Origin of the sequence: Arthrobacter sp. OV608, from assembly GCA_900110595.1 — a bacterium.
Classification (GTDB): domain Bacteria; phylum Actinomycetota; class Actinomycetes; order Actinomycetales; family Micrococcaceae; genus Arthrobacter.
The window spans coordinates 236,315-249,039 of record FOEZ01000001.1; the positions used below are offsets into that span (position 1 = coordinate 236,315).

Below are 12,725 nucleotides of genomic sequence, written 5' to 3' on the forward strand. Positions count from 1 at the left end.
GGGTTTAGGCCTCGGTGCTGCCAGGCTGTGCGGCCTTGTCGCCGGCCACGACCTCACCGTTGCGGCGGCGGGTCCGCGTCCGCGGGCGGCGGGTACGCGAGGGCTGTTCCGTTTCGGTGGCGGCGGGGGCTTCACCGGCGGCGGCAGGGCTTTCGGCCGCATCGGACGTACGACGGCGGCGCTCACCGGAGCGGCCGGTGTCCCCACCAGTGCGGCCGCCTTCGCGGTTTCCGCTACGGCCCTCACGGCCGCGGTTGTCCCGGTCACGGCCGTCGCGGGTACGACCTGCGTCGCGGCCGCTGCGGCTGTTCTTCTTGCCAGTCTCGCCCAGGTCCTCCAGGACCTCTGCGTCGACGCCGGCCAGGGTGCGCTTATCGCGCGGCAGGCGGCCTTTGGTGCCCTCAGGGATGTCGAGGTCCGTGTACAGGTGCGGGGAGGACGAGTACGTTTCCACCGGCTCGGGCACACTCAGGCCCAAGGCCTTGTTGATCAGGCCCCAGCGAGGCATGTCGTCCCAGTCCACGAAAGTGACGGCAGTGCCCTTGTTGCCGGCGCGGCCGGTACGGCCCACGCGGTGCAGATAGATCTTTTCGTCTTCGACGCACTGGTAGTTGATGACATGGGTGACGTCCTCGACGTCGATGCCGCGGGCGGCCACGTCGGTTGCCACGAGGACGTCCACCTTGTTGTTGCGGAAGGCCCGGAGTGCCTGCTCGCGGGCGCCCTGGCCCAGGTCGCCGTGGATGGCGGCAGCGGCGAACCCGCGGTCCACCAGTTCCTCGGCCACCTTCGCGGCGGTGCGCTTGGTCTTGGTGAAGATGATGGTGCGCCCGCGGCCCTTGGCCTGGAGGATGCGGGCCACCACCTCGATTTTGTCCATGCTGTGGGCACGGTAGATCAGCTGGCGGATGTCGCGCTTGGTCAGGCCTTCATCCTCCGGGTCCGCAGCGCGGATGTGGGTGGGCTGCGTCATGTAGCGGCGGGCCATGGCGATGACCGGGCCGGGCATGGTGGCGGAGAACAGCAGGGTCTGGCGCACGGCCGGCGTTGCGGCGATAAGGGTTTCGACGTCGGGCAGGAAGCCGAGGTCCAGCATCTCGTCGGCCTCGTCCAGGATGACGATCTTAACGTTTTTCAGGCTCAGGTGCTTCTGCTTGAAGAGGTCGATGAGGCGGCCTGGCGTGCCCACCACAACCTCTACTCCCTGCTTCAGGGCTTCCACCTGGGGCTCATAGGCGCGGCCGCCGTAGATGGTCGCAATGCGGGCGTTGCGCTTCCGCGAGGCGGTCTGCAGGTCATTGGCCACCTGCACTGCGAGTTCGCGGGTAGGAACGATGACCAGGGCCTGCGGCGCACCGGGGACCGCGAGCTTGTCGTAACCGGGATCGTCCTGGCCCACCACGCGCTGCAGCGCGGGGATGCCGAAACCGAGGGTCTTGCCGGTACCGGTTTTGGCCTGGCCGATGATGTCGTGGCCGGACAGGGCCACCGGCAGGGTCATGGCCTGGATGGGGAACGGGTGTGTAATTCCGGCGTCGGCCAGGGATTCCACGATGTCGGCGCGCACGTTGTAGTCCGCGAAGGATTTTTCCGCGATTTCATGCGGCTTCTCATCCGAGATGATGGTTTCTTCGGGCTCGATGGTTTCGGTGCCGGACTCGTCGGTCAGAAGCTGGTGGGTATGCAATTCACTCACTGGGGAGTTTCCTTATTCATTTGGGCATTGGCGCTGCCTGCTCAACGGGCCTGCCGTAAGGCTGTTCCGGAGCACGCTCGGGCGCACAAGCAATTCCAGTGGAAGCCGATCGCGGGCTATCTAAATGCTGGCACTGGTGACCAGCGGGTAAATCTCAAGATCGCGTAGGGGCGGGCTTGTTGGTTTCAAATCAAGGAAATCAACGACCGGGCATCCATTTCTACTCCTTCAGTCTAGCGGCAGGGAGGCCAAATACCGGCTTTGGGCCTGCAACGCCGCCCCGGTACTGCTATTGGACCAGCTCGAAATGGACTTCCCGGGTGGCGATATCCGAGGAGACCAGGCGCACGCGGACCTTGGTTCCGGGCTCCAGCTCGCCGGCACAGCGGGCCGTCACCGCGGGATCGGCGATCTGGATGGTCCCCGAACCGCCGTTCCCGTTGCCGTTCCCGTTCTTGCCGTTGCCGTTTTTCCCGTTGTCCTTTTGGGGCTTCGACCCGGAAATGACGATCGCGTCGAACTCCTGGCCCACGTGGTTGACCAGCAGGGCCGCCTCCACAGTGTCCAGGGCCATTTTCTCCATCCGCGACGCCAGCTGGTCGGATCCGGCCATGATTTCCGGCAACGTTGGCAGGGCATCCCGGGCCCAGCCCGGTACCTTGCCGCCGTTGCTCAACGCCTCACAGATGACCAGGACAAAGCGGTCCACCAGGCGGCGCAGCGGGGCAGTGGTGTGCGCATAGGCGGCGCCGATGGCGGACTGGACGGCATCTTCGGGCACGGACCCGTCAAAGGCCGTGTAGGCAGCGCCGCGGAACAGCATCCCGGCGGAGTGCATGATGGCCAGCTGGCGGGGATCGGTGGGGTCCAGGCTCCGCAGGTACTCGCCGTAGCTGACCTCACCGTCCCAGGGCTTGCCCAGGGCTTCGGTCTGCAGCCGGAAATGGTTCAGCGAGCGCTCATCGGGCGATGGCATGGTGCGCAGGATGCCGACTTTTCCCGTGAGCATGAGGCGGGCCGCTGCCATTCCGGTCATCAGCGAGATCTGGGCGTTCCAGTCCTCCACGGGCAGCTGGGGAGCAGCAGCAATCCGGTAGCCGCCGTCGGGCAGTTGGACGATCTCCTGGTCGGGCATGTTCAGGCTGGCGCCGCCGCGGGCACGCTCCAGTTCCACGCGCTTGAGCCCCACCTCTTTAAGGAGCTTCAGCACCGGCGGGGCCGTTCCGGCGTCCAGTTCCGTCTGCGTGCCCTTGTAGCTGAGCTTGGCCCGGCTGCGGATACGGGCCCGCCTAACGGCGACGGACGTGACCTCGGCGGCACTGTCCAGGCGGAAATCCCAGACGAATGCAGAGCAGTCCTGGTCCGGAAGGAGGCTGCCGGCCTGTTCACTGATGATTTCCGGATGCAGCGGGATCCGCCCGTCGGGGGCGTAGAACGTCTGTCCGCGGCGCCTTGTTTCCGCGTCCAACGGTCCGCCGGGCGTGACGAATGCGGGCACGTCGGCGATGGCGTAGAGCACGTGGTACCCGTCGCCGTCGGGCTCGATGAACAGTGCCTGGTCCAGGTCGGTGGAGGAGGCGGGATCAATGGTGACGAACTCGACGGCGGTCAGGTCGTAGGCGGGCAGCTGCAGGGATTCGACGGCCGCTTTGGCATCCGCCACGGCGTCGTCAGGGTAGGCGCCGGGCAGCTCCAGTTCGGTCCGCAGCGCACTGAGCGCCGCCTCGAGCGCGTTGTTGTGCTGGTGGACGTTGGGAGCCAGCCGATGGTGTGACACGAAAATCAGCCTAACTCGAATTCCGGCGATAATGCAGGCATCGGGGCCGGGAAGGGCGCACGGTAAAAGCAGGGTAGCGGGCGTCAGCGGACCGGATGGTCAGTGAACCGTATCGCCGGAGACCGGACAGCCTCAGGAACCGGGGGCGTCCAAGGCCGCGAGGAGCGATGCGGCGGCGGCTGCCGGATCGTCGGCTTCCGTGATGGCCCGTACCACCACAATGCGGCGGGCGCCTGCTTCCACTACCTGCTCAACGTTGCTGTGGTCGATGCCGCCGATGGCGAACCAGGGGACACCGCCGTCGGCCTGTCCTTCCTGCGAAGCGGAACCCGCAGCCGCGGCAGCGTACTTCACCAGTTCAAGCCCGACGGCGGCCCGGCCTGGTTTGGTGGGCGTTGCCCATACGGGGCCCACGCAGAAGTAGTCCAGCCCCGCGGGTCCGGCCGCTGCCGCAAGGGCCGCGTCCACCTGCTCCGGTGCATGGCTGGACAGTCCGATGGCTGCGTTGCCGTTGAGCAGGGTGCGCGCGGCAGCGAGGGGAAGGTCCTTCTGGCCGATGTGGAACACCGGCGCGCCGGACAGCACTGCAATGTCAGCCCTGTCATTGACAGCCCACAGGCGGCCGTGGCGCTCCGCGGTTTCCTTCAGCACGGCCAGGAGTTCCAGTTCCTCCGCGGCCTCAATGGTCTTGTCCCGGAGCTGGATGATGTCCACGCCGCCGGCAAAAGCGGCATCCACGAACTGCCCGAAATCGCCGCGGTCCTTGCGGGCATCCGTGCAGAGATACAGGCGAGCGGAGCTGAGGCCGTTGCTGATTTTGGTGGTGCTGAGGACATCGGTGCCGGCGGCAGGAGTGTGGGACACATTCATGGGGGCAAGCCTAGTTCCTCTACACTTGCCTCGTACTGCGGGAGCCCGCGGCAGCTGTCACAAAGCGCCGGGCTGAGAGGGCGTCAGAGCCGACCGCTTGACCTGATCCGGCTAGTACCGGCGTAGGGAAGGAGACACATGGGCGCACCGTCCAATCCGGGCTTACTGGAAAAACCGTCCACACCTGCGGGCAGCACCATCCAGGCTGACGTCGCCGTCATAGGCGGCGGAGTGATCGGCCACGGTATCGCCTGGGAGGCGCAACGCTCCGGGCGTTCCGTGGTGCTCATCGACGACGCACCGGGTTCCGGGGCCAGCTGGGCAGCCGCCGGAATGCTCGCTCCCGTCAGCGAACTGCACTACCAGGAGGAGGGCCTCCTGGAGCTGATGCTGGACAGCTCGACGCGGTGGCCCGATTTTGTTGCCGGGCTCCGGGCAGCATCGGGGGCTGATCCGGGATACATCACGACGCCGACCCTCGCCGTGGGTGCCGACGCTGCCGACCGCCGCGCGCTGATGGACCTGCGCGCGGTGCAGCAGGCCAACGGACTCACCGTGGAACCGCTCACCGTCCGCGAAGCCCGTCAACGGGAGCCACTGCTCAGCCCGGCGATCGCGTGCGCGCTGGATACCCCGGCCGACCACCAGGTGGATCCAAGGCTGCTGGTGGACTGCCTCCGGCGCGCGCTCGCCGGCCAAGGCAGCTGCCGCGTGAAAGGAACCCGGGACGAAGGTGCCAACGGCAGGACCGGGGGCGGCAGCACAGCAGTAGCCGGCGCCGTCGACGGCTACTCGGTGCCGGACAAAGCACGAGGGCTGCTGTGGCAGGACGGGGCTGTTGCCGGCCTGCGGCTTGCCGGTGGCGGAACCGTGCTGGCACGCGAAACGGTGGTGGCCAATGGCCTGCACGCGGCAGAACTTGAGTCCCTTCCGGAGGGTCTGCACCTTCCGTTGCGGCCTGTCTACGGGGATATCCTGCGGCTTGCCGTGCCCCGGCACCTGCAGCCGTTGGTGACATCCACCGTCCGCGGACTGGTCCGCGGCGTTCCGGTGTACATCGTTCCCCGGCGGGACGGCACTGTGGTCATTGGGGCAACCCAGCGCGAAGACGCGCCGGCTACTGCGCATGCCGTTTCCGCCGGTGGCGTCTACCAACTCCTGCGCGACGCGCAGGTGCTGGTTCCCGCCGTCGCCGAACTCGAACTGCTGGAATGCACCGCCCGCGCCCGGCCCGGAACCCCGGACAATGCCCCGCTGCTGGGGCGCGTGCCCACAACGCACGGCATTGCGGGACAGGCCGGACACGTCCCCGGTCTCATCGTGGCCACCGGGTTCTTCCGCCACGGCGTCCACCTGACGCCGGCCGCAGCCGCCATCTGCCGGGACCTCCTGGACGGCCGCGAGGATCCCCGCTGGGCACCCTTTAACCCGGCCCGCTTCAATGCCACACCCGCCGCGACTACCCTCTTCCCAACCGGCCGCCTGAGCCACCAACCGCCCACAAAGGAATCAGTATGAACATCACCTTGAACGGAACCCCGCACCCCGTGCCGGATGGTGCTTCCATCACGCAGCTCGTCAGCCAGGTCACCGGCCGTCCCCTCGGTGCAGACGGGCAGGCCACGGATGGGCAGAAGCTCGGTGTGGCCGTGGCGCACAACGCCCAGGTAGTTCCGCGCAGCCAGTGGTTCGCTACTGCGCTCGCGGACGGCGACGAGGTCGAACTCGTCACGGCTGTGCAGGGAGGCTGACCCATGAGCGAAACCATCACTGCTGCGGCCTCTGCCGCGCTCCACGATCCGCTGGTCATTGACGGCGTCGAACTGGAATCCCGGCTCATCATGGGCACCGGGGGCGCACCCAGCATGGACGGCCTCGGCGCTGCGCTGCTCGCCTCAGGGACAAGCCTGACCACGGTTGCCATGCGCCGCTATTCGACGGCGGAGACAGGCTCTCTGTTCCAGCTGCTCGTGAACCACGGCATCCGCGTGCTGCCCAACACCGCCGGCTGCTTCACCGCCCGGGACGCCGTGCTCACGGCCGAGCTGGCCCGTGAGGCACTGGAAACCGACTGGGTGAAACTGGAAGTCATCGCGGACGAGCAGACGCTCCTGCCGGACGCCGTCGAACTGGTGGACGCCACGGAACAGCTGGTCCACCGGGGCTTCAAAGTGTTCGCCTACACCAACGATGATCCTGTCCTTGCCCTCCGGCTCGAGAACCTCGGGGCCACTGCGGTGATGCCGCTCGGCGCGCCCATCGGTACCGGCCTGGGCATCCTGAACCCGCACAACATCGAACTGATCGTGTCCCGGGCCTCGGTCCCGGTTGTCCTGGATGCGGGCATCGGCACTGCCTCGGATGCGGCCCTGGCCATGGAGCTGGGCTGCGACGCTGTCCTGCTGGCCACGGCGGTGACCCGGGCCCAGAATCCTGCCCTCATGGGGGAGGCCTTCAAACACGCGGTGATCGCCGGTAGGCTGGCGAAAGCGGCCGGCAGGATACCGCGCCGCGAACATGCACTGGCGTCGTCGGCCATGGAAGGCCGGGCCGAGTTCCTGTAGCCCTTCCAGCGATCGGGCTGCCGGCCAGCGCTACGGAACAAAGGAGCAGTCATGGCCGGCAACGACGTTCTTTCCCCCGAGCGGCTCGAGGACGCACTGGCCGTCCTGCCCGACTGGCGCTACCACAACGGCGCCCTCCTCACCGTGTACAAAGTGCCGACGTCGGCTGCGGCCCTTGAGCTGATTGCCGCCGTCGGACGCCTGGCCGAGGAACAAAACCACCACCCGGACCTGGACTGGCGGTACAACAGGGTGTTCCTCCGCTATACCTCCCATGACGCCGGGGGAGAGGTGACCGCGCGCGACGTCGGGGCGGCTGAGGCAGTCAGTGAGGCCGCTGCCGCGGTCCATGCCGTTGCCGAGCCCGCGAAGCATCCAGCAGCCGCCTGATCATGCCGCGCGCTTAAACGCCGGTGACCACTGCCCAGGGCAGTGGTCACAGGCGTTTACTTTGGGGTTCGGCCGGTCAGAGCCGCAGGATCGCGGTGAGCCGCTCCAGATCCCGCTTGGCCCGGACGCGGCCCAGGAAGATGACTGCAGCCACGGCCGCCGCTGCTCCGAGCACCATGGGCAGGACCCACGGCAACCAGGTCAGCCCCGGACGGTAGCCGAAACCGGCAGCCATCAAGATGATCCAGCTCAACGCTCCCACGCCAACTGCAACGCCGGCGGGCAGGCCAACGCCGTACTTAGTGTGGCGTTTGTCGTTGGCCCAGACGATGAAACCTGCGGCGGCTGTCACCAGCACCACGATGGTCAGCGAAAGCATGGCCCTCCTCGGAATAACCGCCCTGCCCGGACGGCAGCGGCTAGAACTGGCCGAAACCTACGCGGCGCTGTTCTTCGGCGCCGATTTCCACGTATGCCAGGGCCTTGCCGGGAACAATGATCAGGCGTCCCTTGTCATCCTTGAGGCGCAGGTCACCGCCGTTGCTGATGGCTTCCTCGACAACCTTGGCCACGGAGTCTGCGTCCTCGTTTGACTCGAGCACAATTTCGCGGCCAACGTTCTGAACGCCGATCTTTACTTCCACAGGGGGCCTCCCAGCCAGTTCACGTTTCTCGGTTATGTCTTATTTGTAGTCTAGGACTCTTTGGGGAAGCGAGAGATTCCGCGCCAAGCTAAACGGTAAATGAGGTCGCTGGCCACATCGAGGTCCAGGTTTCCATCCGTTTCGAGCCAGTAACGCGCACTAACCTGGGCCATGCCGGCAAGCCCCCGGCCCAGCAGTTCGGCTTCCAGATGCGGAAGTTTGGTGTCTTCGGCGATGACGCGGGCAATGGCATCGGCGAAGGTCCGGTTGAAGGTTTCGAGCCGCGAGCTGACATCGGGATCATTGATCAGGTCCGATTCGAACACCAGCCGGTGGGCCTGGTCATCATTGGCGATGAACTGGAAATAGGCCCGCATGACGGCCTGGACGCGCTCATCGTTGTCCGTGGTGGAGTTCAGGGCCCCCAGCATCAGCTCGGTCAGGGACGCCAGGTGGCTTTCCAGCAGGGCCAGGTACAGTTCACGCTTCGAAGGGAAGTGCTGGTAGAGGACGGGTTTGCTGACGTGGGCGGTCTCTGCGATCTCGTCCATGGCCGCTCCGTGGTAGCCATTGGCCACAAAAACTTCCTGTGCTGCGGAAAGGAGCTGTGCGCGTCTTTCGTCCCTGGGAAGCCGGGCGGACCGTTGCCCGGCGGGGCGCGGGGCGGTGTGCGGTTCGGCTGCGGACGGGCGGCCGGCCCGTGCTTCATGGACCACAGTTGTCCTTCTTTCCCTTGCTGTTACCCCCACTCTACTTCGGGGTAATATGACCCGGCGGTATCCCGGGGCATACATTGAAGTATGGCTTCGACATTCACCGCAAATGTTTCAACAGTTTCACTGGATCCGCTGGTTGAACCGGCCGGTGAGCTGACTGCTGCCGAGGTGGAACGCTACTCGCGGCACCTCATCATTCCCGAGATCGGCGCGCTGGGGCAGCGGCGGCTCAAGAATGCAAAGGTGCTGGTGATAGGTGCCGGCGGGCTGGGGTCACCGGCGCTGCTGTACCTCGCCGCGGCCGGAGTGGGGACCCTGGGCATCATCGACGACGACGCCGTTGACCTCAGCAACCTGCAGCGCCAGGTCATCCATGGCGTAGCGGACGTGGGCCGGCCCAAAATCGAGTCGGCACGGGATTCCATTGCCGCCCTCAACCCCCTGGTGGACGTCCGGCTGCACGATGTCCGGCTCGATGCCGCCAATGCCCTGGAGCTGTTCGCAGACTATGACCTGATCCTGGACGGCGCCGACAACTTCGCCACCCGCTACCTGGTCAACGATGCCGCCGCCATCCTGGGCAAGCCCTACGTCTGGGGTTCCATCTTCCGGTTCGACGGCCAGGTGAGTGTCTTCTGGGAGAAGCATGGTCCCACCTACCGCGACCTCTACCCGGAGGCGCCGCCGGCGGGCTCCGTGCCCTCGTGCGGCGAGGGTGGCGTGTTCGGCATGCTCTGCGCCGCCGTGGGATCGCTGATGGTGACGGAGGCAGTAAAGCTGATCACCGGCGTCGGACGTTCACTGCTGGGCCGCGTGGCACTCTTTGACGCCCTGGGCGGAAGCTGGCGCGAGATCCGAGTGTCCAAGGACCCCGCGGCCGCGCCCATCACGGAGCTGACGGATTACGAGGCCTTCTGCGGCATCACGCCGGCGGCCCCGTCGGATACCGAACACACCGTCACGGCCACGCAACTGGCCACCATGCTGGCGTCACGCAAGGCGGGGCTGAAGGACTTCGAACTGGTGGATGTGCGGGAATCGGGGGAGTACGACATCGTCCGGATCGACGGCGCCACGCTGATCCCACAGGGCCGGATCCTGGCCGGCGAGGCGTGGAATGACCTTCCGCAGGACAAAGAGATTGTGTTCCACTGCAAAGCCGGCACCCGGTCAGCTAACGTGCTGGCCGCGGCACAGAAGGCGGGCTACCAGCGGGTGAGCCATCTCGACGGCGGCATCCTCGCCTGGGTGCGCGACGTGGAACCCCACAAGCCCGTCTACTGAGGCCCCCAAACCAGCAACGCTCTCTCACTTAACGCTTGCTTTTTAGGAACGCCCTCTCACTTAAGGTGCCCTTTCGAGGGACGCTCTCTCACTTTCCTCAGGAAAGTGAGAGAGGATCGCTGAAGAGAGCGCATCAAGTGAGCGAGCGTTGGTAAAAAAGGCGCATTAGGTGAGAGAGGGTTACCCGGGGCGGGCGGGGCGGTCAGGCCGTTTCGCGGCCGATGTCACTGTGGTCCACCGGGCACTCCGCCTGGGGGACTGCGCGGGCCGCGGGCTGCTCAACGGTGATGCCGTAGAGCGCTTCCAGCGCGGCCACGTATTCGTCCTGCTGGCCGTTGGCGGCCAGTTCGCGGGCGCGGACGGTGGGGACGTGAAGCAGTTGCTTGACCATGCGGCGGAGGGCGAACTCCACTTCTTCGGCAGCTGCGGTGCAGCCGTGCCGGGCGCGGACTTTCTCCATTTCGGCGTCGAGCACGTTCATGGTGTGCCGCCGCAGGGCAACGATCGCGGAGTCGACGGACCGGGCCTCCCGCTCCTGCTCGAAGGCCTTGGCAGCGCCGCTGACGATGCCGCTTGCCTGGGCCAGGGACTCTGCCTGTTCCTGCGGCGCGGCAAGGCGCACAGACTCCAGGGTCAGCAGCTCCACGCCGTCCAACTCCCCGACGCCGGGGTCAAAGTCGTGGGTAAGGGCGAGGTCAATGGCGATCAGCGGCTGGGGCGAATCCGCACGGACCAGGGCCAGTTCGTCGGCCTCAACCCGGGTATCCGAACCGCTGCAGCCGATCATCACGTCCGCGGCGGCCACGGCAGGCCGCAGAGACTCTTCGTCCAGAGCGGTGCCCCCGCGGGTGGCCACAAAGCCTTCGGCGCGGCCGGATGAGGAGAAAACGGAGATGTCGGTGCAGCCGCGCTCACGCAGCAGCGCCATGGTGGCACCGGCATAGGCTCCGGTCCCGAAGACCACCACCTTTTTGGTGGTCCAGTCAGGGTTTTCGGAAAGATCGGTGGCGAGGTCCAGGGCCACCGAGACGATGGACAGGCCCCGGGATCCGAGGGCAGTCTGGGCGCCCACATCCTTGGCCGTCTTGGATGCGGCCTGGAACAGCCGGACGAGGCCCGAACTGGCGGTGCCTTCGTGCTGCGCTGTGATGAGGGCGCGCCGCACCTGGCCGGCGATCTCGCGTTCTCCGACGACGGCCGAGTCCAGTCCGGCGCTCACTGCGAAGAGGTGCTGGGTGACTTCGGGGCCCGTACGGGTACTGAAGGAGCGCGAGACGAGCGGTTCGCTCAGTCCACTGGCTTCGCTGATCTGGGCAACGAGGGCGGCGCGTGCGGCTTCCACATCGTCCGGATGGGGGGCCTCACCGTAGATTTCGTACCGGTTGCAGGTGGCAAGGACAACCGCACCCGTCACTGCCGGCGATCCGGAGAGGGCGGATGTGGCGATCTCCGAAGCACCGTTGCTCAACTGAGCAACGGTCTCAAGATCGATGTCGGCGTGTGTAGCCACCAATGAAAAAAGAACCACAGCAGGTCAATCATAGCTTTTTCGTTCCGCGGTAGAACAACTGTCCGGCCCGGGAGCGGCAGCCGGGGCCTGTGATTCCTGACACGGGGCGGGCAGTGGGCTTTAGCGTGACAGCCTGTCGTTATCTTTTGACGCCGTTATTGGGCACAATCGGAGGCATGACTTCCAGCCCTGCCATGTCCGCTGCCGGCGCGCTCGCCGCAGACCATCCGCTCATGGACGGCCGCACGGCTGACTCGCCGCTGATTACGGCCTACCGGGGCGGCAAGCCGTCCAGGCGCCCCGTCTGGTTCATGCGGCAGGCAGGGCGCTCCCTTCCGGAATACCTGAAGGTCCGCGAAGGCATCGCCATGCTGGACTCCTGCCTCCGCCCGGAACTGGCGTCGGAAATCACGCTCCAGCCGGTCCGCCGCCATGACGTCGATGCCGGCATCTTCTTCTCCGACATCGTTATTCCGCTCAAGCTGGCCGGCGTTGGCGTGGACATCGTTCCGGGTGTGGGACCGGTCCTGGACAAGCCGGTGCGGACAGCGGCGGACGTTGCCGCCCTGCCCCAGCTGACCTGGGAGGCACTGGAACCCATCCGGGAAGCTGTGCGTCTCACGGTGGCCGAACTCGGCAAGACACCACTGATCGGCTTCGCCGGGGCACCGTTCACGCTGGCGGCCTACATGGTGGAAGGCAAGCCCTCCCGGGACCACCTTGGCCCCCGGACCATGATGCATGCTGACCCCGAAGCCTGGAGCGCGCTGGCCAACTGGGCGGCTGACGCATCCGGCATGTTCCTCCGGGCCCAGCTCGAGGCGGGCGCCTCCGCCGGTCAGCTCTTCGACTCCTGGGCGGGCTCCCTGGGCCTGGCCGACTACACCAAGTACGTAGCCCCTGCATCCGCACGTGCCCTCGACCATGTGCGGCACCTTGGCGCGCCGCTGATCCACTTCGGCACCGGAACCTCCGAGCTCCTGGTGGCCATGCGCGATGTGGGCGTGGACGTGGTGGGGGTCGACTACCGCCTCCCCCTGGATGAGGCCAACCGGCGGCTGGGCGGGTCCGTACCCCTGCAGGGAAACATCGACCCCGCCCTGTTGTCCGCCCCGTGGGAGATCCTCGAGGCCCACGTGAGAGCTGTCATCAAGGCCGGCTCAGGGGCGCCGGGCCACGTCCTGAACCTTGGTCACGGCGTCCCTCCGGAAACCGACCCTGCCGTCCTGACCCGGGTTGTAGAGCTCATCCACTCCATCTCCCCGGAGTAAATC

13 protein-coding genes and 1 riboswitch are annotated in these 12,725 nt (G+C 66.5%); of the genes, 6 read left to right on the plus strand and 7 right to left on the minus strand.

The annotated features are described in order from the left end of the window. Positions 1-4 precede the first annotated feature (4 nt). The 3 genes from BMX78_RS01185 to thiE all read right to left on the minus strand — a co-directional run bounded on the left by BMX78_RS01185 (position 5) and on the right by thiE (position 4,343). Positions 5-1,696: a DEAD/DEAH box helicase gene (locus BMX78_RS01185; RefSeq protein ID WP_091415387.1), complete on the minus strand. Its 1,692-nt coding sequence runs from the start codon at positions 1,694-1,696 to the stop codon at positions 5-7. Positions 1,697-1,985: 289 nt separating this feature from the next. Beyond that, complete coding sequence (locus BMX78_RS01190) at positions 1,986-3,473, minus strand: RNB domain-containing ribonuclease (protein WP_091415388.1); 1,488 nt, start codon at positions 3,471-3,473, stop codon at positions 1,986-1,988. Positions 3,474-3,605: 132 nt separating this feature from the next. Beyond that, positions 3,606-4,343 carry a thiamine phosphate synthase gene (thiE, locus tag BMX78_RS01195; protein ID WP_091415391.1) on the minus strand — a complete coding sequence of 246 codons (738 nt, stop codon included), beginning with the start codon at positions 4,341-4,343 and terminating at the stop codon, positions 3,606-3,608. Positions 4,344-4,370: 27 nt separating this feature from the next. Next, a riboswitch (TPP riboswitch) is annotated at positions 4,371-4,489 on the plus strand. Between thiE and BMX78_RS01200 the strand changes: the two genes are divergently transcribed. From BMX78_RS01200 to BMX78_RS01215, 4 genes are all read left to right on the plus strand, one after another. Then, positions 4,482-5,861, plus strand: coding sequence for an FAD-dependent oxidoreductase (locus BMX78_RS01200; protein ID WP_091415393.1), 1,380 nt, complete (start codon positions 4,482-4,484; stop codon positions 5,859-5,861). (Overlaps the previous riboswitch by 8 nt.) Beyond that, the gene (gene thiS / locus BMX78_RS01205) at positions 5,858-6,094 is read left to right on the plus strand and encodes a sulfur carrier protein ThiS (RefSeq protein ID WP_091415395.1); all 237 of its coding nucleotides are present in this window, start codon (positions 5,858-5,860) and stop codon (positions 6,092-6,094) included. The genes BMX78_RS01200 and thiS overlap by 4 nt, the downstream gene beginning before the upstream one ends. A gap of 3 nt (positions 6,095-6,097) precedes the next feature. Next, positions 6,098-6,907 carry a thiazole synthase gene (locus BMX78_RS01210; RefSeq protein WP_091415398.1) on the plus strand — a complete coding sequence of 270 codons (810 nt, stop codon included), beginning with the start codon at positions 6,098-6,100 and terminating at the stop codon, positions 6,905-6,907. 51 nt (positions 6,908-6,958) lie between these two features. Then, positions 6,959-7,297, plus strand: a complete 339-nt coding sequence (locus BMX78_RS01215; RefSeq protein ID WP_091415400.1) for a 4a-hydroxytetrahydrobiopterin dehydratase — start codon at positions 6,959-6,961, stop codon at positions 7,295-7,297. Between the two features lie 76 nt (positions 7,298-7,373). Here the strand turns inward: BMX78_RS01215 and BMX78_RS01220 are convergent, their stop codons facing one another. The 3 genes from BMX78_RS01220 to BMX78_RS01230 are packed head-to-tail and all read right to left on the minus strand — an operon-like array spanning position 7,374 to position 8,657. Further along, on the minus strand, positions 7,374-7,676 hold the full coding sequence (locus BMX78_RS01220; RefSeq protein ID WP_091415403.1) for a hypothetical protein: 303 nt from the start codon (positions 7,674-7,676) through the stop codon (positions 7,374-7,376). Between the two features lie 40 nt (positions 7,677-7,716). After that, positions 7,717-7,941 (minus strand): DUF3107 domain-containing protein, encoded by a 225-nt coding sequence (locus BMX78_RS01225; RefSeq protein WP_091415405.1) that lies wholly within the window; start codon positions 7,939-7,941, stop codon positions 7,717-7,719. 50 nt (positions 7,942-7,991) lie between these two features. Continuing rightward, positions 7,992-8,657 (minus strand): TetR/AcrR family transcriptional regulator, encoded by a 666-nt coding sequence (locus tag BMX78_RS01230; RefSeq protein WP_091415407.1) that lies wholly within the window; start codon positions 8,655-8,657, stop codon positions 7,992-7,994. A gap of 84 nt (positions 8,658-8,741) precedes the next feature. Here BMX78_RS01230 and moeB point away from each other — a divergent pair, with 84 nt between their 5' ends. Continuing rightward, positions 8,742-9,941 (plus strand): molybdopterin-synthase adenylyltransferase MoeB, encoded by a 1,200-nt coding sequence (gene moeB, locus BMX78_RS01235; protein ID WP_091415410.1) that lies wholly within the window; start codon positions 8,742-8,744, stop codon positions 9,939-9,941. 202 nt (positions 9,942-10,143) lie between these two features. Here moeB and BMX78_RS01240 read toward each other — a convergent pair whose 3' ends face one another. Further along, complete coding sequence (locus BMX78_RS01240) at positions 10,144-11,469, minus strand: glutamyl-tRNA reductase (protein WP_091415413.1); 1,326 nt, start codon at positions 11,467-11,469, stop codon at positions 10,144-10,146. A gap of 158 nt (positions 11,470-11,627) precedes the next feature. Between BMX78_RS01240 and hemE the strand changes: the two genes are divergently transcribed. Beyond that, positions 11,628-12,722 carry a uroporphyrinogen decarboxylase gene (gene hemE / locus BMX78_RS01245; RefSeq protein WP_091415416.1) on the plus strand — a complete coding sequence of 365 codons (1,095 nt, stop codon included), beginning with the start codon at positions 11,628-11,630 and terminating at the stop codon, positions 12,720-12,722. Positions 12,723-12,725: the final 3 nt, after the last annotated feature.

Coding starts and splice junctions, on each gene's coding strand:
- thiE (WP_091415391.1), bottom strand. CDS start 4,343: ATGAATGTGTCCCACACTCCTGCCGCCGGCACCGATGTCCTCAGCACC.
- BMX78_RS01200 (WP_091415393.1), top strand. CDS start 4,482: ATGGGCGCACCGTCCAATCCGGGCTTACTGGAAAAACCGTCCACACCT.
- thiS (WP_091415395.1), top strand. CDS start 5,858: ATGAACATCACCTTGAACGGAACCCCGCACCCCGTGCCGGATGGTGCT.
- BMX78_RS01210 (WP_091415398.1), top strand. CDS start 6,098: ATGAGCGAAACCATCACTGCTGCGGCCTCTGCCGCGCTCCACGATCCG.
- BMX78_RS01215 (WP_091415400.1), top strand. CDS start 6,959: ATGGCCGGCAACGACGTTCTTTCCCCCGAGCGGCTCGAGGACGCACTG.
- BMX78_RS01220 (WP_091415403.1), bottom strand. CDS start 7,676: ATGCTTTCGCTGACCATCGTGGTGCTGGTGACAGCCGCCGCAGGTTTC.
- moeB (WP_091415410.1), top strand. CDS start 8,742: ATGGCTTCGACATTCACCGCAAATGTTTCAACAGTTTCACTGGATCCG.
- hemE (WP_091415416.1), top strand. CDS start 11,628: ATGACTTCCAGCCCTGCCATGTCCGCTGCCGGCGCGCTCGCCGCAGAC.